The organism is Methylorubrum salsuginis (genome assembly GCF_900114375.1).
In the GTDB taxonomy this organism is placed as follows: Bacteria; Pseudomonadota; Alphaproteobacteria; order Rhizobiales; family Beijerinckiaceae; genus Methylobacterium; species Methylobacterium salsuginis.
Genome location: NZ_FOSV01000009.1, coordinates 154,352 through 174,813 on the forward strand (window position 1 = coordinate 154,352; position 20,462 = coordinate 174,813).

Here is a 20,462-nt window from a genome sequence, read left to right on the forward strand (position 1 = left end):
CGTCCGTAAGACTACAGTCCCGCCACCATGGCGCCCCCATCGATTCCCCCGTCCGCCCTCCACGCCGTCCAAACCCGGCTGATCGCCGGGGCCGTCGCCTCGGACGCGGGCGAGGCGATCGTCACCGAACTCTGCGAGGGCCTGATCGCCGCCGGGATTCCGCTGTGGCGTTTCAGCCTGTCGGTGCCGGCGATCGATCCGCTGTTGCGCGGCATGAGCCTCGCGTGGCGCCGCGGTGAGGGGCTGGCGCTGTTTCCGGCGATGCACGGGCCGGAGGGCGAGAAGAGCTACACCGGCTCTCCGATCGCTTGGCTGAAGGACAACGACCGGGAGGTGGTGCGCTGGCGCCTCGAAGGCGCCGAGGCTCCGGACCTGCCGCTGCTGGCCGAGCTTCGGGCGGCCGGGGCCACGGATTACCTGCTCCATCTCGTCGGCTTCGCGCCGGGCAACGCGATCGAGGGCGTCGGCCTCTCGTTTGCCACCGACCGGGCCGGCGGTTTCACGCCCGAGGAACTCGATGCGCTGTCCGGGCTGGTGCCGACCATCGCGCTGGTCACCGCCAAGCTCACCGTCAGCCACACCCTGCGCGAGGTGTCGTCCACCTATCTCGGGCCGGCGGCCGCGGCGCGGGTGCTGTCGGGCGAGACGCGGCGCGGGCAGAGCACGGTGGTGCCGGCGGCGATCCTGCTCGTGGACCTGCGCGGTTTCACGGCGCTCGCCGACCGCGACGACCCGCTGAAGGTCGTCGGCTGGCTCGACGAGCATTTCGATGCGCTCGGCGAGCCGGTGCGGCGTCACGGTGGCGAAATTCTCAAGTTCCTCGGCGACGGCTTCCTGGCGGTCTTCTCCAGGGCCGATTCGGACGCGCCCGCCTGCCCGGCCTGCGCCGGAGCGCTCGCGGCGGCGAAAGAAGCGCTGGCCCGCAACGACGAACTCAACGCAGACCGTCGGCGTCAGGGCCTGCCGACCCTGGAGGCCGACATCGTCCTGCATTTCGGGCCGGTGGTGTACGGCAATGTCGGCACCGACCGGCGCCTCGACTTCACGGTGATCGGCCGTGCCGTCAACGAGGCGAGCCGGATCGAGCGGCTGTGCGACGCCCTCGACCGGCCGCTCCTGATCTCGGATGCCTTCGCCGGCCGCTGTGCCGCGCCGCTCACCGAGATCGGTGCGTTCGAGTTGCGCGGAATCGAGCGGGCCCAGCGCGTCTGGACCCTGCGTCAAGGCTGACGGCCGGACAGAACCCGCCCGAGCGCGCCGAATCCGCAGCCGGCGAGATAGCAGCCGAGCACCAGCGCTGCGATCTCGACGCCCAGGCCGGCGCGGCCCGGCACCGTGCCGGCCGCGGTGAGGCCGACCAGCGCGGCGAGCGCCATCAGCGGCAGGGCGGCGGCGATCCAGGTGGCGCGGCTGCGCGGAAAGCCGGTGAGCGCACCGATCGTCAGGCCGAGCGCGAGGGCGGCCGCGAGGCCGGGCCAGAGCGGGAGGATGGCGGTCACGAGCGGAGGGCGAGGCCGACGCCCTGGCGTTCGGTCAGAGGCGAGGCGCTCTCCGCGGCGGTGGCGCGGTCGAGGGGCACCCCCGCCTTCTGCAGGTAATCGACCACGGCCAGCGCCCGCGCGCGGGCGAGGTCCGCGCCGGTCTCGACCGGACCGGGTTCGGGTTTTTCCGGCGCCGCCGGCTTCGCCTCGGCCTTGCTCGCCTTCTTGTCGTCCTTGGCCGCCTTCTTCGGCGGGGCGGGCTTGGGCTTGGGCGCCGATTCGCGGGCGGCGTCCGCGGCGATCGGGTCGGGCTCGGGCGGCTTGGCATTCGGCGCGTCGAGATGGCCGACGATCTCGATGCGCTCGGACGGGCAGTCGCGGGCGAGCGCCGCCACCGCATCGAGGATGGGATAGAAGTCGGCGGCCAGCGCGGTGCTGCCGGGAGCAAATCGTAAGGGGTGGCCGGCGATCCGCTCGGCGAGGCGGCGCCCGCATTCCTGCGGGTCGAGCCGCACCACCGGATCTCCCCCCGAGACGGAAACGTCGGCGCTCCAGCCGGCGGGCATCGCGGCCGGCAGCGTGCGCGACAGGCGCGCGGCGGCCTCCGGATAGAGACTCGTGCCGGACAGGCTCAGCCGCGTGCCGGCGATGATGAGTTCGCCGCCCGACAGGGTCGTCAGCGCGTCGAGTCCGGCCCCGGCCGCGGCCGCGAAACCGTCGGGGGCGCCGGAGGCGAGGCGCGCCTTGTCCTGCACCGCCTCGCGGAACAGGCGAGAGCGAAGCCGTGCGAGCAGGGTCTCGCGGGCGGCCTCGTCAGGCAGGTGGCCACTCACGGTGACCCGGTCCTCGCTGCGGCGGACGCGCAGGACGTAAGGCGTAATCGGTCTGGCTGTGAGTGCGATCGATCCGGCCCTGGTGCCGGCGGGCAGGCCATCGCGCATCAGCGCCTCGATCTCACCCACCGCGCCGGCATCGAGCGCGTTACCGGAGACCGAGACGAGGCCGCCCTCGTAGGCGACGCGGCCCTCATGCAGCAGGGTGGCGACCTTGAGCAGGGAGGTGGCGAGCGTGGGGGCGTCGAGCCCGAGGCCGCGGGCGTCCTGCATCCGGTCGTCGACCGCCGCGCCCTCGGCGGTTTCCGCGGCCGCGGCGCGGATCGCCGCGCGGGCCTCGGGCGAGGCGACGTGGCCACCGAGTTCGAGGCTGCCGTCGGGCCGGCGCTCCACGGTGAGGCGGATATCGGCCACGACCGGCGGCAGGATTTCGATCGTGCCGAGGCTGAAGCCCTCCGGCGGGCGGGCGAGCGCGGTGCGCAGCGCGTCGTAGGCGGCCAGACTCGCGGCGGCGCCGCGGATCGAGATCACGGTGTCGTTGACGGTCGCGACCGAACCGGTGGTGAGGTCGGACAGCCGCTCGACCGCGTAGGCCGCCGCATCGGGGAAGTCAGGCGGCGCGCCGCGGGCGGCGCGCGTCTTGTCCTCCAGGGTCGCTTCGCGGGGCAGGACCGGCTTGAGGCGTTGCGCCAGTTCGAAGGCGCCGATCTCCGCCGGACGGCTGCCGGCCGATTCGAGCCGGTCGGCGGCGGGGCGCTCTACGGTCCAGACGAAGGGCGAGGCCTCCTCGATGACCCCGGTGCGGTCGGTCAGGTGGCGCGCGCCCTCGATTCCGGCGAGCCGCCCGAGGGCGGCCTCGCGGTCGGGGGCCTGCGGTGCCTCGCCCGCGGCGACGAGGTCGCGGCCTTGAACGGAAACCCGCAGCCACGGCTCGGGCTGCCCCTCCCCCGTGGTGCGGGCGACCTCCGCGGCGGCCCGGGCGATCTGATCCTCGATGCTCGGGACCGCGAGATAGGCCGTGCCCGCGCCGATCAGGACGAGCGCCGGCAGCCCGGCGAGCCAGCCGAGCCGGGTGCGGAACAGGGAAAGCGAAGGCAGGGACAAGGACATCGACCTCGCGTGCCGGCGCGCGTCGCGGGCGCCCGGATGCACGGACCGGCAAGGATACGCGCCTTCGGGGCGACTTGAAGGCCGCTCGTCGCGACGGCGTGGAAGCCGGCTCACGGGCAGAGCGCCGAAACGCAAAAAACCCGGCCGTGAGGCCGGGGCTTGGAGGTTTGTCATCGATGTCTCTCCCGTCCGCAGGGACGGGAGAGCTGTCGTGAGGGGGCCGCTTCTTAGAAGTCGCGCTGGACGCGGAAGCGGGCTTGGTAGACGTCCTCGGAGGAGACCGTGAACGGGTTGCCGCCGCGGTTCGCGTCGAAGACGCGGCCGTTCTTGACGCCCGTCTTGATGTACTGGCCCTCGACGCCGATATCGAGATCCTTGACCGGCGACCAGATCAGGCTCGCGCCGGTGACGACCTGGTAGGTGTCGCGGAGCGCGGCGCTGTTGGCGTAGCCGAAGGGGTTGGTCAGGTACGAGGGCGGCGAGTTGGCCGCGCCCTGGTTGACGAGGGTGCTGGTCAGGCTGACGGCCTGGCGGGCGCCCTGCGAGAACCAGATCTCGCCGTAGCTGGCGTAGAAGGCCGAACGCCACTCGGGCGACCAGTAGTGGAGGAACGAGGCCACCGCGGTGAAGCTGTTCGACAGTTCGATCCGGCCGCTGAGCGGGTTGATGATCGCGTCCGAGAAGAACTGGTTGAACGGGTTGCCGGTGTAGACGGAGGCGTTGCTCAGGTAGCCGGCGGTGAAGCGGTTGATGCCGGTGTAGAGCGAAGCGCCCTCGCCGTAGGCGCCCTGGAGGTAGAGGCCGTCGCCCGGGGCGATGAAGGGCAGGTTGAACTTGGCACCGGCCTGCACGGCCCAGCCGTATTCGGTCTGCGAGCCCGCCGTGACGCCGCGAGCGGCCTGCAGAGCGGCGATCTGAGCGTTGCTGAGGCCGCCATTCGTGATTGCGCCCGTGAGAGGGTTCACGGTGGCGCCGAGAGCCGGCAGGTTGGTGATGCCCGAGTTGGCGATCGGACCGCCGATGTTGATGTCCTTCACGGCAGCCGAGAGCTGAGCCGAGCCCCAGGGAGCGTCGTAGCGCAGGGTGCCGACGAAGTCGGGCATGCGCGAGCGCTGCACGGCATCGACGAAGTAGACCGCGGTGGCGTTGCCGGCGGCGTTGGTGGCGAGGATGATCGGGCTCGGCGCCGTCGTGAACACGTTGTTCACGCCCGAGATGCCGCCCGCGCCCGGCTGCGCCGTCGCCGCGAAGGCGTCGGAGAAGAGCGGGTTCTTGCGGTAGTTCGGATCTTCCATCGAGATCGTGGCCGACCAGCCCTCACCGAACTTCTGGGTGTAGGCAAGCAGGTTCGTGGAGGCCAGGTTGGAGCCCAGCGACGAGCCGATGATCTCGTAGTCGGCGGCGTAGAAGTCGAAGAACGAGGAGGCGCGACCGGCGGTCAGGCCGGCGAACTGCACGAACGCCTTGTCGACGTTGATGAAGTTCTGCACGCGGCCGCGCTGGTCCTGGCCGGTGCCGGAGAAGGCGTAGCCGATGCGCTCGTTGGTGCCCGAGGCGAACTTGGTGTGGCCGGTGCGGCTGGCGGCGTCGAGGCGCAGGAAGGCGCGCAGGGTGCCGTAGCCGGTCTGGGTGCGGGCGTCGATGTTGAAGCGCGCGAGGCCGGTGAAGCCCGAGAGGTCGCCGCCGCCCGGAACGTTGCGGCTGTCGCTGCCGATGTAGCCGTACTCGGCGCGGGCACGGCCCGAGACGCGAAGGCAGGTGTCGGTGCCCGGGATGTAGAAGAAGCCGGCACCGTAGGCGGTGCAGACGCGGACGTACTCGATCGGAATCGCCTTCTTCACCGGCAGATCGGCGGCCTGAGCCCCGCCCACGACGGTCAGCCCCGCCGCCGTACCCAGGAGAAGGCTCTTGACGAGCTTCATAGTGAAACCTCCAGAAGTTTCGAGACCCACGGGATCGGACTTCTTTCGGGACGTCCGCCTTCCGGCGAATCGCGCCCGCAATCCTTATTTCCCTTGGTGCTTGGCCCTCCCCGCCGGGACATCGGCCAAACGTGCGCCGGGGTTTTCCCGTTCGCCGAGGCACCATGAGCGAGCGCGGCCGTACGGGCAACCGAGTCGAGGGCCGTAACGGCGTCCGAAACCGGCTTCGTCGGGGGCTGTTGCAGAGCCGCAACGTATTGGTCGGCTCAACCGGCGGCTTTTCCCCACATCGCGGTAATTACAGGAGAACTTTGCTGTCTAACGGATCGGCCTAACGTTGCCGTCGAGCATCACCGACGGCTTCCGGCCCGACTCCCTCGGGCGCCCTCACGCCTCGCGCATCATCTCCAGGGTGAGCCAGCGGTCCTCGGCGCTCGCGAGTTCGGTCTCGGCCGCGCCCAGCAGCGCGGTGGCCTTGCGGAAGCGCTCGGGATCGCGGGCATAGAGACCGGAATCGGACAGCACCTCGCGCAGCTTGGCGATGCCGGCCTCCAGTTCGGCGATCCGGTTCGGCAGGGTCTTGAGTTCGTGCTGCTCCTTGAAGCCGAGCTTGGCCTTCGCTTCCTTCTGAGGCTCCTTCGGCGAATCGGCACGCGGCGCCCGCTCGCGGACTTTCTCCTTCGCCTCGCGCGCTTCCACGCCGCGCCCGCGCTGGGCCAGCATGTCGGTGTAGCCGCCGGCATACTCGACCCAGCGGCCCTCCCCCTCGCTCACCAGCACGCTGCCGGCGACGCGGTCGAGGAAGTCGCGGTCGTGGCTCACGAGGATCAGGGTGCCGGCATAGTCGCCGAGCATCTCCTGCAGCAGGTCGAGGGTCTCGAGATCGAGGTCGTTGGTCGGCTCGTCGAGGACGAGGAGATTGGAGGCCTGCGCCAGGGTGCGGGCGATCAGCAGGCGGTTGCGCTCGCCGCCCGACAGGACGCTCACCGGCGTGCGGGCCTGCTCGGGGGAGAACAGGAAGTCCTTGAGATAGCCGATGACGTGGCGGCTCCGGCCGCCGACATCGACGGTGTCGCCGCGCCCGCCCGTCAGCACCTCGGAGACGGTGGCTTCGGGATCGAGCGAGGCCCGGCGCTGGTCGAGATGGACCATGTTGAGGCCGGTGCCGAGGCGCATCTCGCCCGAATCGGGGGCGAGCGCGCCGGTGAGCAGGTTGATCAGCGTGGTCTTGCCCGCGCCGTTGGGGCCGACGATGCCGAGCCGGTCGCCGCGCACGACGCGCAGGGAGAGATCGTCGACGATCTTGCGGTCTCCGTAGGATTTCGACACCCGCCGGGCCTCGGCGATGAGCGTGCCGGAGGCCTCGCCCTCGGTCGCGGTCATCACCGCCTGGCCCACGGGGCGGCGGTGGTCGCGGCTCTGCTTGCGCAGGGTGTGCAGGTCAGACAGGCGGCGGACGTTGCGCTTGCGCCGGGCGGTGACGCCGTAGCGAAGCCAGTCCTCTTCCGCGGCGATCTTGCGGTCGAGCTTGTGCTTGTCGCGCTCCTCTTCCTCGAAGAAGGCGTCGCGCCACGCCTCGAAGCTGCCGAAGCCCTGCTCGATCCGGCGGGTGACGCCGCGGTCGAGCCAGATCGTGGCGCGCGAGAGCGCCGTGAGGAAGCGCCGGTCGTGGCTGATCAGGATGAGAGCCGAGCGCGAACGCTTCAATTCGGTCTCGAGCCACTCGATGGCCGGAAGGTCGAGATGGTTGGTCGGCTCGTCCAGCAGCAGGATGTCGGGCTCGGGCGCCAGCGCCTGGGCGAGCGCGGCACGGCGCGCCTCGCCGCCGGAAAGCCGGGACGGGTCCTCCTCGCCGGTGAGCCCCAGGCTCTCCAGCAGGTAGCGGCCGCGATAGGGGTCGTCGCCCGGCGCGAGGCCGGCCTGCACGAAGTCGAGCGTCGAGGCAAAGCCCGTGAAGTCCGGCTCCTGCGCGAGGTAGCGAAGAGTGGTGCCGGGCTGGAGGAAGCGCTCGCCCTTGTCCGGTTCGGCGAAACCGGCGGCAATGCGCATCAAGGTCGACTTGCCCGAGCCGTTGCGGCCGACGAGGCAGGCGCGCTCGCCGGGGGCGATCGTCAACTCCGCCCGCTCGATCAGCGGCGTGCCGCCGAAGGTGAGCGCGACGTCTTGCAGGGTGAGGAGCGGGGGGGCGGCCATGCCGGGCTTATGGCAGCAGCCGCAGCCCGGAACAAACCCGATTCGGGATAGGCTTTTCATGTTGCACGGACCGGGATCGATGATCCCGGTCCGAGCGTCCGGCGCACGGCCGCCGCCACGCAGTCGCGTGGGCGAACGAGGATGAGTCGGATCCTCGTCGTTCGATGTCGGGCGCGCGCGTCAGGCGACCGGGTTGGCCGGTCCGGTGGGCGTCGAGCCCGGCAATCCGGGAGCCTCGACCGGAATCTCCGTCGGGGTCCCGCCCGGCGCCTCGGCAGGGGTGCCGCCGGGGATTTCCGGGCCCGGTCCGGGTTCGGGCACCTGCGGCGGCTCGACCGGCGGGGCGGGATCGGGCGTCGTCGGCTGCGGGGCTTCCGGGATCGGTCCGGGATTCGACATGGGCGGCACGCTTCGGTTCTGCGGCCCGACGGAGCCGCGACCGGGGCCAACAGCGCCGCCCGAAGCGGAGTTCCGCTACTTCTTGGTGATGAGCAGGTTGTTGCCCTCGCGGCCGACGATCTTCTGGAGCTTCGAGGCGAAAACCGAGAGCAACAGCGGCAGGCGCACCTCGACCCGGACGCTGTCCTGGCCGACATCGATCTGGCCGGTCACCGTCTGGGCGAGCGCCGTGACGGAATAGTCGAGACGGTCGCCGGTCCAGTCGAGGGCGTTGATGGCGATGCCGCTCTTGCCCAGGGCATCCCGCGCCTTGGCGGTGCCCTCCGCGATGCGGCGGCGGGCTTCCTCGCGGCCGAGTTCGTGCGGAATCTCGACCACCATCGGCTTCGCCATCGCGACTTCTCCTCCTCAACGCCGGACAATCGGTGTGCCGGATTATGGGAAGAGGCCGTCCCCTCGGCAACGCCGACCGGGCTTTCCAGCCGCAAACGGGGTTGCCGAGGGGGGCTCCACGCAGGGAGCCGATCCGCTGGCGCTCTCAGCGCACCACGGACAGCGAGACGTAGCTGACGCCGCCGAGACCGATGGCGCGGGCCGAGCCGCGGGCCAGATCGATCACGCGACCGCCGACGAACGGGCCGCGGTCGTTGATGCGCACGACCACGGAGCGGCCGTTGGACCGGTTGGTGACGCGGACGCGGGTGCCGAAGGGCAGGCTGCGATGGGCGGCGGTGAGTCCGTTGGGGTTGAACCGCTCGCCGTTCGCCGTGCGGTGACCGCTCCCGTACCAGGATGCCTTGCCCCCTTGGGCCTGGGCGGGCAGCGCCGCGGCGCTGCCGAGGACGGTGGCGAGACAGGCGGCGGCGGTCCAGCTGGTGACCTTCATCTTCGAACGCATTCCCTTGTTGTTGCTGTTCGTTGCGAGCGCCGCGGAAAATGAGCCTGAACCCGGCCAAAATAAGACGCGGATGTTGCGCCGCAAAAACGCCCCGCATGCGACTACAGCCAGGGGTTTTCAGAGTGAGGCCGGCGGGTAAGAATTGATTATTTGCCGTTGCCTGGGCAGGCCGGCGTGCCAAATCATCGTTGCTTGCCGCGAAAGCATTCGGCGGATGGGTTCGAGGGGCGCGACGACCGGAATAAGCCCCGTATCCGGCTGACCATGCGCGGCGGACCAGCCCCGCGCTCGCCGCATGGCAGGGCCCGGCAAAAACTGCCGACCCATAGTGAGACGCATGTTTCGTGAAACGGCAAACGCGGCCTTTACCGTGACCGCGTCATGGTCCGGTGGTCAGTCGCGTAACCGGTGTTTGCCATGGCTTCCCCGCGTACCGCGGTTGCCGGCGCCACCGCCCGGAAACAAGTCTCGCGTACCGGGCGGATCGCGTCGGCGCCGCGGATGGGTCTCGCACCCTCCGTCCAGCGTCTCCCCAGACTTCCCCTCGACGAAATCCTGCTCGGCGACTGCATCGCCGCGATGGAGCGTCTGCCGGCGGAAAGCGTCGACTGCGTCTTCGCCGACCCGCCCTACAATCTCCAGCTCGGAGAAGCCGGTCTCACGCGCCCCGACCACAGCGTGGTCGATGCGGTCGACGACGACTGGGACAAGTTCTCGAGCTTCGAAGCCTACGACGACTTCACCCGTGCCTGGCTGAAGGCCGCGCGCCGGGCGATGAAGCCGAACGCGACCCTTTGGGTGATCGGGTCGTACCACAACATCTTCCGGGTCGGGAGCGCGTTGCAGGATCTCGGTTACTGGATCCTGAACGACATCGTGTGGCGCAAGGCCAACCCGATGCCGAATTTCCGCGGCAAGCGGTTCACCAACGCCCACGAAACCCTGATCTGGGCCTCGCGCTCGCCGCAGGCCAAGTACACGTTCCATTACGACGCCCTGAAGGCCGGCAACGAAGACCTCCAGATGCGCTCCGACTGGTTCCTGCCGCTCTGCACCGGTGAGGAACGGCTGAAGGACGGGGCGGGCCGCAAGGTCCATCCGACCCAGAAGCCTGAGGCGCTCGTCGCCCGCACGCTCTTGGCCGCGACCAATCCCGGCGACGTGGTGCTCGATCCCTTCTTCGGCTCCGGCACCACCGGCGCCGTGGCCAAGCGGCTCGGCCGTCACTTCATCGGCTGCGAGCGCGACGCGACCTACGCCGCAGCGGCGCAGGCGCGGATCGACGCGGTCGAGCCCCTGTCCTCCGCCTCGCTCGCCTTGGCGACGCCGAAGCGCGCGGAGCCGCGGGTGCCGTTCCTCAGCGTGGTCGAGGCGGGGCTGGTGCGCCCCGGCGAGACGCTGACCGACGAGCGCCGCCGCTTCAAGGCGACGGTGCGCCCGGACGGTCAGCTCGGCATCGGCCCGGCGATGGGCTCGATCCACAAGGTCGGCGCCCTGGTCCAGGGTCTGCCCGCCTGCAACGGCTGGACCTTCTGGTACGCCGAGCGCGGCGGCAAACTCGTCTGTATCGACGAGTTCCGCTCCAAGATGCGGGCGCAGACGCAGGGATAAGGATACGAAAGGACGAGTCCTTTCGCGGGTGCAGGGCAGAGCCCTGCGCTCGATTGTCAACGGGCCTTCGGCGGCCTTTTCACGACCCGCGCCAGTTCCGAAGGCCGCAAGGAGGGCGGCTTCGGGATCGGCCCGCGCCGCTTGACCGGCTCGGGCTCCGGCGGGGTCGCTAGATCGGGCTCCCGCACGGGCGGCGGCGCTGCGACGGCGACCGGCACCGGGCCGGCGAGCGCGTGGGCCAGCACCTTCTTCATCGCGCCGGGAATCGGCTCCTCATCGAGCTTTTCGCGCGGAGTGAAGCGCATGCCCTCCGGGGCCACTGTCCCGGCGGCGACGCGGGCGAAGAACACCGTCAGCTCCAGCGGGAAATGGGTGAAGCCGTGCTTCACCACGCCGGGCAGGCGCTTCCAACGGGCGTCGAGGGGCGCGTCGAGCAGGCCCTTGGCCGGATCGTAATCGGGCAGCCACGGGCTTCCGGGCGGCTCGGCCATCGAACCCAGCAGCCCTTCCGGCGGGCGCGTGCGCAGGAGGATCGCCTCGTCGCCGGCCCTGAGCGCGACGAAGGCCGCGCCCTTGCGCAAAATCCCCTTCTCCTTCTTCAGCTTGCGCGGGAAGGTGTCCTGCAAGCCCTCGGCGCGGGCGCGGCAGGGGCGCATCCAGGGGCACAGGGCGCAGGCCGGGCGCTTCGGGGTGCAGAGGGTGGCGCCGAGGTCCATCACCGCTTGCGCGAAGTCGCCGGGCCGGTCGTGCGGCACCATGGCCTGCGTCAGCAGGCGGATCTGCGCCCGGGCGGCGGGGAGCGGGGTTTCGATGGCGTGGAGGCGCGTCATCACCCGCTCGACATTGCCGTCCACCGCCGCCGCGGGCCGGTCGAAGGCGATGGCCGCGATGGCGCCCGCCGTGTAGGCGCCGATGCCGGGAAGTTTTCGTAATCCCTCTTCCGTGTCGGGGAAGCGCCCGACGGCGGCGACCGCCTTGGCGCAGGCGTGGAGGTTGCGCGCGCGGGAATAATAGCCGAGCCCGGCCCAGGCCGACATCACCGCCTCTTCCGGCGCCGCCGCGAGCGCCTTCACGTTCGGAAACAGCGTCAGGAATTTTTCGAAGTAGGGTTTGACCGCCGTGACGGTGGTCTGCTGCAGCATCACCTCGGAGAGCCAGACCCGGTAGGGGTCGGGCCGCACGCCGGGGAGCGCGCGCCAGGGCAGCGCCCGGCGGTGCCGGTCGTACCATGTCAGGAGGTCGGCGGCCGTGGCGGCGGGCATGCGCCAGTCCATAGCGGGGCGGCGCGGACGGCAAAAGACGCCCCGCGCCACGCCGGGACGACAAAGCTTCGCTTTTGCGATGGGGAGATCGAGAAAGGAAAGTCCGGTATCCTCTCCGACGCCGACACGACTCCCGGCGCGGCAGGCCCGCCGCTCGATCCCGACCCCTCCCCTTCCGGACAGCCGATGGCGCGCGCAAAACCCCTGGCCGACCTGATCGGTGCCTGCGTCGGCCCGGCCTTCGCGGCGCAGGGTTTTGCGTCCGCCGACATTATTTCCGTATGGCCCGGCATCGTCGGGTCGCGGCTGGCCGATGCCTGCCAGCCGGTGAAGCTCGAATGGCCCCGCCGCGCCCGGCGTGACGCCGAGGGGCGGCCCGAGCCCGGCACCCTGGTGGTGCGGGTCGAGGGTGCGTTCGCGCTCGAACTCCAGCATCTCGCCCCGGTGGTGATCCAGCGGGTCAACGCGCATTACGGCTGGGCCTGCGTCGGCAAGCTGGTGCTGCGCCAGGACCGGCTGCACCGGGCGCCGCGCCGCAAGCCCGCGCCGCCCCTCGATCCGGTGCGCCGCGGCGAGGTGGCAGTCGCGGTCTCGCGGATCGAGGACGACCCCCTGCGCGACGCCCTCGACCGGCTCGGCATCGCCGTGGTGGCCGGGCAACCGCGCTGACGGGGCTGCCTCGGGTTCGCGCGACGTGATAAGGGGCGCCCAAACCCCGTGCGGCGACGTGTGCGCGGTCAGCGCGCCCCCGATCCGCCTATACCTCGACGCCTCTGGCCCCTCGCGGCCTCAACGGAGCCCGTCCCTGCCATGATCACCCGGCGCGACGCCCTCAAGACCACCGGTCTCGCCCTCGGCGCGGCCGTCCTGATGCCCCGCCTCATCGCCGGGGCGCTGGCGCAGTCGGCCGACACGGCGGCCCTGCTGCAGCCCGGCCCGCTCGGCGACGTCTGGCTCGGGCCGGCGGATGCCAAGGTCACGATCATCGAGTACGCCTCGCTGACCTGCTCGCACTGCGCCCACTTCCACAAGGACACGTATCCGCTCCTGAAGGAGCGCTACATCGACACCGGCAAGGTACGCTTCACCCTGCGTGAATTCCCGCTCGATCCGCTCTCGACCGCGGCCTTCATGCTGTCGCGCTGCGACGGCAACGAGAAGTACTACCCGATCTCCGACCTCCTGTTCGATCAGCAGCAGAACTGGGCCTTCGTGCGCAAGCCCCAATCGCCCGTCGACGCCCTGGAGCAGATTCTGCGCCAGGCGGGCTTCTCGAAGGAGAAGTTCGAGACCTGCCTCAAGGACCAGAAGACCTATGGCGCCATCAATGCGGTGAAGACCCGCGGCCTGGAGACCTTCAAGGTCGAATCGACCCCGACCTTCTTCATCAACGGCACCAAGTATAGCGGCGCGCTCTCGATCGAAGAGTTGGAGAAGATCATCAAGCCGATCCTCGGCGCGTGAACGGGAGCCGGACGAGGCGCGCGGAAACACGGATAGTCATGCAAAATCAGAGGCTTAACCCGAGCCGTATGCGCCTTGACTCGCTAGGATGGCGAAACTATGGTGCGCCGCGCCGAGGGGGCAGGCCTTATCCCTCCGCTCCCGACGACGTGTGGGGTCGCCCGTGAGCGGCGATCCCTCCGGCACTGGGAGCGGTCCGGGCGGGCCTCCCGACGATGGCGATCTCTCCGCGAGGCTCAAACGTCTCGAGACGCAGCTCGAGGGCAGGCGGCCCAAAGCCGCCCCGGCCCCTGCGCGCGCCGGCACGCCCGGCGGGTCGGCCCAGCTCGGGCAGGCCATGCGCCTCTCGACCGAGTTCATCGCGGGTGTGATCGCCGGGGGAATCCTCGGATACCTGTTCGATCATCTCTTCGGCACCAAGCCCTGGGGAATGATCGTGTTGCTGATGCTGGGCTTCATCACCGGCATCTACAACGTCATGCGGGTCAGCGGCTTCAGCGGCCAGAAAGCTGAGAAAGATCGCCGGGAAGGGTCTTGAGACTCGCCCGGCATCGTGTAAGGGCGACGCGCGACATGGGAGCCGCCAGGCACCCGGCGCGACACGAAGAAGGGCGGAAGCGAGCCAATGGCGGTCAGTGTCGACCCGATCCACCAGTTCGAGCTGCAGCCGCTCGTCTCGCTGGGGCATATCGGCAACCAGCAGATCGCGTTTACGCAATCGGCTCTGTACATGTTCGCGGCGGTGGGCGTCATCGCGCTCCTGACCATCGTGGCCACCTCGGGGCGCTCCGTCGTGCCGGGCCGCCTTCAGGCGCTCGCCGAGACGCTCTACGAATTCATCGCCGACACGGTTCACCAGGCCACGGGCGCCGACGGCAAGCGCTTCCTGCCGCTGGTCTTCTCGCTGTTCATGTTCGTGCTGGTGCTCAACCTGTTCGGCATGATTCCCTACGCCTTCGCGGTGACCAGCCATCTCATCGTCACCTTCGGCCTCGCCCTGATCGTGATCCTCACCGTGGTGATCTACGGCGTGGCCAAGCACGGCACCCACTTCCTCGGCGTGTTCGTGCCCTCGGGCGTGCCCAAGCCGCTGCTGCTGATCATGGTTCCGATCGAGATCGTGTCGTTCCTGTCGCGTCCGATCAGCCTCTCGGTCCGTCTCTTCGCCAACGTCCTGGCCGGCCACATCGCGCTGAAGATCTTCGCCTTCTTCGTGGTCCAGCTGCTGGTCGCCGGCGCCTGGGGCGTGCTCTCGCCCCTGCCGCTCGCGCTCACCGTCGCGCTGACGGCCCTCGAATTCCTCGTCGCGGCCCTCCAGGCCTACGTGTTCGCGACGCTGACGGCGGTCTACCTCGCCGACGCTCTTCACCCCGGCCACTGATCCTCATCGGTCGGACCTTCCCCTCGAGAACACCGTTCGAACCTCAGGAGTGTTTCATGGATCCCGTCGCTGCGAAGTACATCGGCGCCGGCCTCGCCTGCCTCGGCATGGCGGGCGCCAGCATCGGCCTCGGCAACCTGTTCGGTCAGTTCTACGCGGGTGCCCTGCGCAACCCGTCGGCCGCCGATAGCCAGCGCACCAACCTCCTCCTGGGCTTCGCGCTCACCGAGGCGCTCGGCATCTTCTCGCTGCTCGTCGCCCTGCTGCTCCTGTTCGCCGTCTGACGCATCGCACGTCGGGGGAGAGGGAGGCGGCCGACACGGCCCGCCTTTCCTCCCCCGCTTTCTGATCCGGCCGCTCCGCCCGCGGAGCCGGCCTTCCGACGTCACCGGACAGGGCCATGGCCGAGAAGAATCCCCTCACGACCCCTTCCCCGAACGCGGATACGAAGATCGTTCCGCCCGGGAGCCCCCAGGCTCACACCGAACAGGCTTCCGGCGGCCACCATTCCGCCTTCCCGCCCTTCGAGAGCCACACCTTCCTCTCGCAGCTGATCTGGCTCGCGCTCGCCTTCGGCCTGCTCTACTATCTGATGTCCAAGATTGCGCTCCCGCGCATCGAGGCCATCCTCGGCGACCGCGCCCGGCGCCTGTCGGCCGATCTCGACGAGGCCCAGCGCATGAAGGCCGAGGCCGACGCCGCCGGCGCCGCCTACGAGACCTCCCTGCGGCAGGCCCAGGCCAAGGCCCAGTCCATCGCCCAGGACACCCGCAACGCCCTTTCGGCGGAAGCCGACGCCAAGCGCAAGTCCGTCGAGGCCGAGCTGAATCAGCGCCTCGCCGCCTCCGATGCGACGATCCGCGCCCGCACGACCGAGGCCATGGGCAATGTCCGCGCCATCGCCGGCGAGGCCGCTTCCGCCATCGTGGAGCGTCTGACCGGTCAAGCCCCCGACCAGGCCGCCCTGAACCGCGCCCTCGACGGCACGCCCGCGCTGAACTGATCCCGCGGGTCGGCGCACTCAAGCCGACCTCGCTCTATCGAACCGGACCCGTGCCGCTGCGCCGGGACAGGCCGACCAAGGGTTTGAGACCGACATGCTGTTGACCGCGGAATTCTGGGTCCTCGTGGCCTTCGTGGCCTTCATGGCCATCGTCTGGAAGGTCGGCGGCTTCAAGGCGATGACCGGCGGCCTCGACAGCCGCGCCAAGCGCGTGCGCCATGAGCTCGACGAGGCGCGCCGCCTGCGCGAAGAGGCCGCCTCCGTCCTCGACGATTACAAGCGCCGCCGCGCCCAGGCCGAGAAGGAGGCCGAGGCCATCGTCGCCGCCGCCCGTCAGGAGGCCGAGCGCCTCAACGCCGAGGGCCAGGCCAAGCTGGCCGACTTCGTCGCCCGCCGCACCAAGGCCGCCGAGTCGAAGATCGCGCAGGCCGAGGTTCAGGCCGCCGCCCAGGTCCGGGCCGCCGCCGCCGACGCCGCGGTCAAGGTCTCGGAGGTGATCCTGAAGGAGCGCCTTCAGGGCGACGCCGCCCAAAACCTGGTCCGCTCCAGCCTCGGCGACGTAAAGACGCGCCTTTCGGCCTGATCCTTCGACGATCCCCGTTTTTCGCGAACGCCCGGCTCCGTGCCGGGCGTTTTTCGTTGTGCGGAAAGCTCTGCATGAGCGCAGCGATGACGCTCCCGTGAAAATTTTTGACGGCGGGCGCAAAATCAGCTGCGCTTGGCCTGTCATGCTCCGCCGTGTAGAAATGGCCCTCGAAAAGCACCCCCGTGCGCGCTGGCGACAAACGGGTGGGTTTAATCAGGAAACATCAGAAGAGGCTTCGCTCATGAGCGCCGGTACCGCCACCGACAACACCACCCTCGACACCTTCTTTTCCGCGCACCTCGAACAGACCGATCCCGAGATCGCCAAGGCGGTCGCTCAGGAGCTCGGGCGCCAGCAGCACGAGATCGAGCTGATCGCCTCCGAGAACATCGTGTCGCGCGCCGTGCTCGAGGCCCAGGGGTCGGTGCTGACGAACAAGTACGCGGAGGGCTATCCGGGCCGCCGCTACTACGGCGGCTGCCAGTTCGTGGACATCGCCGAGGAGCTGGCGATCGACCGCGCCAAGCGCCTGTTCGATTGCGGCTTCGCCAACGTGCAGCCGAATTCCGGCTCCCAGGCCAACCAGGGCGTCTTCCTCGCCCTCATGCAGCCGGGCGACACCTTCCTCGGCCTCGACCTCGCCGCCGGCGGCCACCTGACTCACGGCGCGCCCCCGAACGTGTCGGGCAAGTGGTTCAAGCCGGTCTCCTACACCGTGCGCCGCGACGACCAGCGCATCGACATGGAGCAGGTCGCCCAGCTCGCGCAGGAGCACAAGCCGAAGGTGATCATCGCCGGCGGCTCCGGCTATCCGCGCCAGTGGGACTTCGCCAAGTTCCGTGAGATCGCCGATTCCGTCGGCGCCTACTTCATGGTCGACATGGCCCACTTCGCCGGCCTCGTCGCCGCGGGCCTGCATCCGTCGCCGTTCCCGCACGCCCACGTCGCCACCACCACCACGCACAAGACCCTCCGTGGTCCCCGCGGCGGCATGATCCTGACGAACGACGAGGCGCTGGCCAAGAAGTTCAACTCGGCGATCTTCCCGGGCATCCAGGGCGGCCCGCTGATGCACGTCATCGCCGGCAAGGCCGTGGCCTTCGGCGAGGCGCTCAAGCCGGAGTTCAAGATCTACGCCAAGCAGGTGATCGACAACGCCAAGGCGCTGGCCGACACCATCATCTCCGGCGGCTACGACATCACCTCGGGCGGCACCGACAACCACCTGATGCTGGTCGATCTGCAGCGGAAGGGCCTCACCGGCAAGGCCGCCGAGGCCGCCCTGTCGCGCGCCCACATCACCTGCAACAAGAACGGCGTCCCGTTCGACACGCAGAAGCCGACCATCACCTCGGGCATCCGCCTCGGCACCCCGGCCAGCACGAGCCGCGGCTTCGGCGTCGCCGAGTTCAAGCAGGTCGGCTCGTTCATCGTCGAGGTGCTCGACGGCCTCGCCGCCAAGGGCGAGGGCGGCGACGCCGCGGTCGAGGCGGCGGTGAAGGACAAGGTCCACGCCCTGACCGACCGCTTCCCGATCTACCAGTAAGCGCACCCTCGACCGGTGTCGGCGCGGCCGCGGATCCCATGGGTCCGCGGCCGCTTCCGTTTCCGCTCCCTTCTGGCAATCCGGGGCCGGCTGGGGCACAGAGGCGTCCCGGCCTGACCGGGATGAGCAGAGGTATCGAAGCGCGCGATGCGGTGTCCGTTCTGCGGGGGTCCCGACACGCAGGTGAAGGATTCGCGGCCGAGCGAGGATTCCGCCGCGATCCGGCGCCGCCGCGTCTGCCCGGATTGCGGGGGGCGCTTCACCACCTTCGAGCGGGTGCAACTGCGCGAGCTGACGGTGCTCAAGCGCTCCGGCAAGCGGATGCCGTTCGACCGCGACAAGCTCCAGCGCTCGATCGACGTGGCTTTGCGCAAGCGTCCGGTCGACCCCGAGCGGATCGAGCGTCTCGTCTCCGGCGTGGTGCGCCGCCTGGAGAGCACCGGCGACGGCGAGGTCACCAGCGAGGCGATCGGCGAGGCGGTGATGGAAGGCCTCAAGGGCCTCGACGACGTGGCCTATGTCCGTTTCGCCTCGGTCTACAAGAATTTTCGCGAGGCCCAGGACTTCCAGGACCTTCTCGGAACCCTCGGCGGGCGCCTGCCCGGAGGTGACGAGCGCGCGCCCGCGCCGGCCGAGGAGGAGGCCGAGTCCCCTGCCCCGCCGCGGCGCCGCCCGGCGCGCTCGCGAAGCTGACGGGGGCTGCCGTGAGCGATTGGAGCGCCCTCGATCATCGCGCCATGCGCCTCGCTCTGGCGCTGGGGCGACGTCATCTCGGCTGCACATGGCCGAACCCGAGCGTCGGCGCCGTGGTGGTGGCCGACGGTCGGATCGTCGGGCAGGCCGCAACCGCGCCGGGCGGGCGCCCCCATGCCGAGCCGCTGGCACTGGCCATGGCCGGCGACGCCGCCCGCGGGGCGACGCTCTATGTTAGTCTGGAGCCGTGCTCGCATCACGGCCGCACCCCGCCCTGCGCCGACGCGGCGATCGCCGCGGGCATCGCCCGTGTCGTCACGGCGATGGAGGATCCCGATCCCCGCGTGGCCGGCCGCGGCCACGCGCTGCTGCGGGAGGCCGGCATCGCCGTCGAGACCGGCCTCCTGCGCGAGGAGGCCCGGCGCGACCATCGCGGCCATGTCTCCCGCGTCACGCGCGGGCGCCCGAGCCTGCATCTCAAGCTCGCCCGCACCCGCGACGGCTTCGCCGCGCCCTCGGGCGGCGAGCGGCTGAAGATCACCGGGGCGGTCGCCGACGGCGTCGTGCATCTGTGGCGGGCCCATGCCGACGCGATCATGGTCGGCATCGGCACGGCGCGGGCGGACGATCCCTCGCTCACCGTGCGCCTGCCGGGCCTCTCCGACCGTTCGCCCCTGCGGATCGTCCTCGATTCGACCCTTCGGCTCACGCCGTCGACCCATCTGGTACGGGGCGCGCGCGACATCCCGACCCTCGTGGTCACCGGACGTCACACCCCGGCCCATGCCCGGCGGATGCTCGCCTCCTTCGGCGTCGAGCTTCTGCCGGTGGCCACCGACGCGGCCGGGCGCATCGACCTTCGCGCCGCGATGATCGCGCTCGCCGAGCGCGGCCTGACCCGCATCTGCAGCGAGGGCGGGCCGGCGCTTGCGGACGCGCTCGCGGGCCACGATCTCATCGACGCCTGCACGCTCATCACCGGCCCCGGCGAACTCGGCGGCGCGGGCGGCCTGCCGGCCATCGGGCCGAACCTCGCCCGCCGCCTGTCCGACGGCACCCTGCGCGAGGTCGAGGCCCGGAAGCTCGGTCCCGACACGGCCGTCACCTACGAGAGGGTTTGAGATGTTCACCGGGCTCGTCACCGATGTCGGACGCGTCGTCTCGATCGAGGGCGGCGAGCGGCTCGCCCGCATCGTCATCGAGAGCGCCTACGATCCCGCTACGATCGCGCTCGGCGCTTCCATCGCCTGCGCCGGTCCCTGCCTCACCGCCGTCTCGATCGCACCGCACGGCAGCGGCTGCCGCTTCGCCGTGGACGCCGCCGCCGAGACGCTGGCGCGCACCACCGTCGGCGCATGGCGCGAGGGCACGCGGGTCAATCTGGAGCGCTCGCTCAAGCTCGGCGACGAGATGGGCGGGCACCTCGTCACCGGCCATGTCGATGGCGTGGCCGAGATCGTCGCCCGCGAGACGGTGACCGGCGAGGACAATCCGTGGGGGGCGAGCGAGCGCTTCACCCTGCGGGCGCCCGCCGCGCTTGCCGGCTTCATCGCCGAGAAGGGCTCGGTCTGCCTCGACGGCACCTCGCTCACCGTCAATACGGTCGACGGCACCGACTTCTCGGTGCTGCTGATCCCGCACAGCCTCTCGGTCACGACCTGGGAGGACCGCCGGGCCGGCGACCGGGTCAACCTCGAGGTCGATCTGATCGCCCGCTACGCCGCCCGCCTCGCCGAGGCGCGCGGGTTGATGCAGGGTTAAGAGCGCCTAACAGAACGGCACGAAGCGGTGGATGGTGCGTTGGTGGGGCATGGCTCGCGCTCTGCTTCCCGACGATCTCTGGACGGAGATTGCCCCGCTCCTGCCGCCGCCTCGGCCGCGCCCGAAGGGCGGACGGCCTCCGATCGACAATCGGGCGGCGCTGACCGGCATCCTGTTCGTGCTGCGCTCCGGCCTACCCTGGGAGATGCTACCGGCCGAGATGGGCTGCGGGAGCGGCATGAGTTGCTGGCGGCGTCTGCGCGACTGGCAGGCAGCCGGCGTGTGGGCGCGGCTGCATCAGGTCCTGTTGGAGCGCCTG

The 20,462-nt window shown here is 70.3% G+C and carries 22 protein-coding genes; 14 read left to right on the plus strand and 8 right to left on the minus strand.

The annotated features are described in order from the left end of the window. Nucleotides 1-27: 27 nt before the first annotated feature. Nucleotides 28-1,230, plus strand: coding sequence for an adenylate/guanylate cyclase domain-containing protein (locus BM140_RS12795; protein WP_091946517.1), 1,203 nt, complete (start codon nucleotides 28-30; stop codon nucleotides 1,228-1,230). On the opposite strand, the gene BM140_RS12800 is transcribed toward BM140_RS12795, so the two are convergent. The 7 genes from BM140_RS12800 to BM140_RS12830 all read right to left on the minus strand — a co-directional run bounded on the left by BM140_RS12800 (nucleotide 1,221) and on the right by BM140_RS12830 (nucleotide 8,824). Beyond that, complete coding sequence (locus BM140_RS12800) at nucleotides 1,221-1,499, minus strand: hypothetical protein (protein ID WP_091946521.1); 279 nt, start codon at nucleotides 1,497-1,499, stop codon at nucleotides 1,221-1,223. The genes BM140_RS12795 and BM140_RS12800 overlap by 10 nt on opposite strands. Then, entirely contained in the window at nucleotides 1,496-3,418 is a 1,923-nt protein-coding gene (locus BM140_RS12805) for an OmpA family protein (RefSeq protein ID WP_244535413.1), read from the minus strand. Before BM140_RS12805 ends, BM140_RS12800 begins: the two co-directional genes overlap by 4 nt. 233 nt (nucleotides 3,419-3,651) lie before the next feature. Further along, complete coding sequence (locus BM140_RS12810; protein WP_091946527.1) at nucleotides 3,652-5,346, minus strand: porin; 1,695 nt, start codon at nucleotides 5,344-5,346, stop codon at nucleotides 3,652-3,654. 387 nt (nucleotides 5,347-5,733) lie between these two features. Beyond that, on the minus strand, nucleotides 5,734-7,539 hold the full coding sequence (locus tag BM140_RS12815) for an ATP-binding cassette domain-containing protein (protein ID WP_091946530.1): 1,806 nt from the start codon (nucleotides 7,537-7,539) through the stop codon (nucleotides 5,734-5,736). Between the two features lie 180 nt (nucleotides 7,540-7,719). Further along, the gene (locus BM140_RS12820) at nucleotides 7,720-7,938 is read right to left on the minus strand and encodes a hypothetical protein (protein ID WP_091946533.1); all 219 of its coding nucleotides are present in this window, start codon (nucleotides 7,936-7,938) and stop codon (nucleotides 7,720-7,722) included. Between the two features lie 75 nt (nucleotides 7,939-8,013). Then, the gene (locus tag BM140_RS12825) at nucleotides 8,014-8,331 is read right to left on the minus strand and encodes a polyhydroxyalkanoic acid system family protein (protein WP_091946535.1); all 318 of its coding nucleotides are present in this window, start codon (nucleotides 8,329-8,331) and stop codon (nucleotides 8,014-8,016) included. 145 nt (nucleotides 8,332-8,476) lie between these two features. Continuing rightward, nucleotides 8,477-8,824, minus strand: coding sequence for a septal ring lytic transglycosylase RlpA family protein (locus tag BM140_RS12830; RefSeq protein WP_091946616.1), 348 nt, complete (start codon nucleotides 8,822-8,824; stop codon nucleotides 8,477-8,479). A gap of 429 nt (nucleotides 8,825-9,253) precedes the next feature. Here BM140_RS12830 and BM140_RS12835 point away from each other — a divergent pair, with 429 nt between their 5' ends. Further along, nucleotides 9,254-10,447: a site-specific DNA-methyltransferase gene (locus BM140_RS12835; RefSeq protein WP_091946538.1), complete on the plus strand. Its 1,194-nt coding sequence runs from the start codon at nucleotides 9,254-9,256 to the stop codon at nucleotides 10,445-10,447. A 56-nt stretch (nucleotides 10,448-10,503) separates the two neighbouring features. On the opposite strand, the gene mutY is transcribed toward BM140_RS12835, so the two are convergent. Further along, complete coding sequence (gene mutY / locus BM140_RS12840) at nucleotides 10,504-11,709, minus strand: A/G-specific adenine glycosylase (protein ID WP_091946540.1); 1,206 nt, start codon at nucleotides 11,707-11,709, stop codon at nucleotides 10,504-10,506. Nucleotides 11,710-11,895: 186 nt separating this feature from the next. Here mutY and BM140_RS12845 point away from each other — a divergent pair, with 186 nt between their 5' ends. From BM140_RS12845 to BM140_RS12900, 12 genes are all read left to right on the plus strand, one after another. After that, nucleotides 11,896-12,378, plus strand: a complete 483-nt coding sequence (locus BM140_RS12845; protein WP_091946543.1) for a DUF721 domain-containing protein — start codon at nucleotides 11,896-11,898, stop codon at nucleotides 12,376-12,378. Between the two features lie 141 nt (nucleotides 12,379-12,519). Continuing rightward, a complete protein-coding gene (locus BM140_RS12850; protein WP_091946546.1) occupies nucleotides 12,520-13,173 on the plus strand; it encodes a DsbA family protein in 654 nt (217 codons plus the stop codon). Nucleotides 13,174-13,336: 163 nt separating this feature from the next. After that, nucleotides 13,337-13,711 (plus strand): AtpZ/AtpI family protein, encoded by a 375-nt coding sequence (locus BM140_RS12855; protein ID WP_091946548.1) that lies wholly within the window; start codon nucleotides 13,337-13,339, stop codon nucleotides 13,709-13,711. Between the two features lie 87 nt (nucleotides 13,712-13,798). After that, entirely contained in the window at nucleotides 13,799-14,554 is a 756-nt protein-coding gene (locus BM140_RS12860) for a F0F1 ATP synthase subunit A (RefSeq protein ID WP_091946551.1), read from the plus strand. A gap of 56 nt (nucleotides 14,555-14,610) precedes the next feature. Continuing rightward, a complete protein-coding gene (locus BM140_RS12865) occupies nucleotides 14,611-14,838 on the plus strand; it encodes a F0F1 ATP synthase subunit C (protein ID WP_003601125.1) in 228 nt (75 codons plus the stop codon). Nucleotides 14,839-14,954: 116 nt separating this feature from the next. After that, on the plus strand, nucleotides 14,955-15,557 hold the full coding sequence (locus BM140_RS12870) for a F0F1 ATP synthase subunit B family protein (RefSeq protein ID WP_091946554.1): 603 nt from the start codon (nucleotides 14,955-14,957) through the stop codon (nucleotides 15,555-15,557). A gap of 97 nt (nucleotides 15,558-15,654) precedes the next feature. After that, the gene (locus tag BM140_RS12875; RefSeq protein ID WP_207549455.1) at nucleotides 15,655-16,140 is read left to right on the plus strand and encodes a F0F1 ATP synthase subunit B family protein; all 486 of its coding nucleotides are present in this window, start codon (nucleotides 15,655-15,657) and stop codon (nucleotides 16,138-16,140) included. A gap of 244 nt (nucleotides 16,141-16,384) precedes the next feature. After that, complete coding sequence (gene glyA / locus BM140_RS12880) at nucleotides 16,385-17,689, plus strand: serine hydroxymethyltransferase (protein WP_091946559.1); 1,305 nt, start codon at nucleotides 16,385-16,387, stop codon at nucleotides 17,687-17,689. 147 nt (nucleotides 17,690-17,836) lie between these two features. Further along, nucleotides 17,837-18,382, plus strand: coding sequence for a transcriptional regulator NrdR (nrdR, locus tag BM140_RS12885; RefSeq protein WP_091946562.1), 546 nt, complete (start codon nucleotides 17,837-17,839; stop codon nucleotides 18,380-18,382). Nucleotides 18,383-18,426: 44 nt separating this feature from the next. Further along, nucleotides 18,427-19,503: a bifunctional diaminohydroxyphosphoribosylaminopyrimidine deaminase/5-amino-6-(5-phosphoribosylamino)uracil reductase RibD gene (ribD, locus tag BM140_RS12890; protein ID WP_207549456.1), complete on the plus strand. Its 1,077-nt coding sequence runs from the start codon at nucleotides 18,427-18,429 to the stop codon at nucleotides 19,501-19,503. Nucleotide 19,504: 1 nt separating this feature from the next. After that, on the plus strand, nucleotides 19,505-20,143 hold the full coding sequence (locus BM140_RS12895; protein WP_091946568.1) for a riboflavin synthase: 639 nt from the start codon (nucleotides 19,505-19,507) through the stop codon (nucleotides 20,141-20,143). A gap of 49 nt (nucleotides 20,144-20,192) precedes the next feature. Next, a partial coding sequence (locus BM140_RS12900; protein ID WP_131803812.1) for a transposase occupies nucleotides 20,193-20,462 on the plus strand: 270 nt, incomplete at its 3' end.

Bases quoted from the DNA above. Each gene is read 5' to 3' on its own strand.
- BM140_RS12795 (WP_091946517.1), top strand. From the start codon at position 28: ATGGCGCCCCCATCGATTCCCCCGTCCGCCCTCCACGCCGTCCAAACC.
- BM140_RS12810 (WP_091946527.1), bottom strand. From the start codon at position 5,346: ATGAAGCTCGTCAAGAGCCTTCTCCTGGGTACGGCGGCGGGGCTGACC.
- BM140_RS12815 (WP_091946530.1), bottom strand. From the start codon at position 7,539: ATGGCCGCCCCCCCGCTCCTCACCCTGCAAGACGTCGCGCTCACCTTC.
- BM140_RS12820 (WP_091946533.1), bottom strand. From the start codon at position 7,938: ATGTCGAATCCCGGACCGATCCCGGAAGCCCCGCAGCCGACGACGCCC.
- BM140_RS12825 (WP_091946535.1), bottom strand. From the start codon at position 8,331: ATGGCGAAGCCGATGGTGGTCGAGATTCCGCACGAACTCGGCCGCGAG.
- BM140_RS12830 (WP_091946616.1), bottom strand. From the start codon at position 8,824: ATGAAGGTCACCAGCTGGACCGCCGCCGCCTGTCTCGCCACCGTCCTC.
- BM140_RS12835 (WP_091946538.1), top strand. From the start codon at position 9,254: ATGGCTTCCCCGCGTACCGCGGTTGCCGGCGCCACCGCCCGGAAACAA.
- mutY (WP_091946540.1), bottom strand. From the start codon at position 11,709: ATGCCCGCCGCCACGGCCGCCGACCTCCTGACATGGTACGACCGGCAC.
- BM140_RS12845 (WP_091946543.1), top strand. From the start codon at position 11,896: ATGGCGCGCGCAAAACCCCTGGCCGACCTGATCGGTGCCTGCGTCGGC.
- BM140_RS12850 (WP_091946546.1), top strand. From the start codon at position 12,520: ATGATCACCCGGCGCGACGCCCTCAAGACCACCGGTCTCGCCCTCGGC.
- BM140_RS12860 (WP_091946551.1), top strand. From the start codon at position 13,799: ATGGCGGTCAGTGTCGACCCGATCCACCAGTTCGAGCTGCAGCCGCTC.
- BM140_RS12865 (WP_003601125.1), top strand. From the start codon at position 14,611: ATGGATCCCGTCGCTGCGAAGTACATCGGCGCCGGCCTCGCCTGCCTC.
- BM140_RS12870 (WP_091946554.1), top strand. From the start codon at position 14,955: ATGGCCGAGAAGAATCCCCTCACGACCCCTTCCCCGAACGCGGATACG.
- glyA (WP_091946559.1), top strand. From the start codon at position 16,385: ATGAGCGCCGGTACCGCCACCGACAACACCACCCTCGACACCTTCTTT.
- nrdR (WP_091946562.1), top strand. From the start codon at position 17,837: ATGCGGTGTCCGTTCTGCGGGGGTCCCGACACGCAGGTGAAGGATTCG.
- ribD (WP_207549456.1), top strand. From the start codon at position 18,427: ATGCGCCTCGCTCTGGCGCTGGGGCGACGTCATCTCGGCTGCACATGG.
- BM140_RS12895 (WP_091946568.1), top strand. From the start codon at position 19,505: ATGTTCACCGGGCTCGTCACCGATGTCGGACGCGTCGTCTCGATCGAG.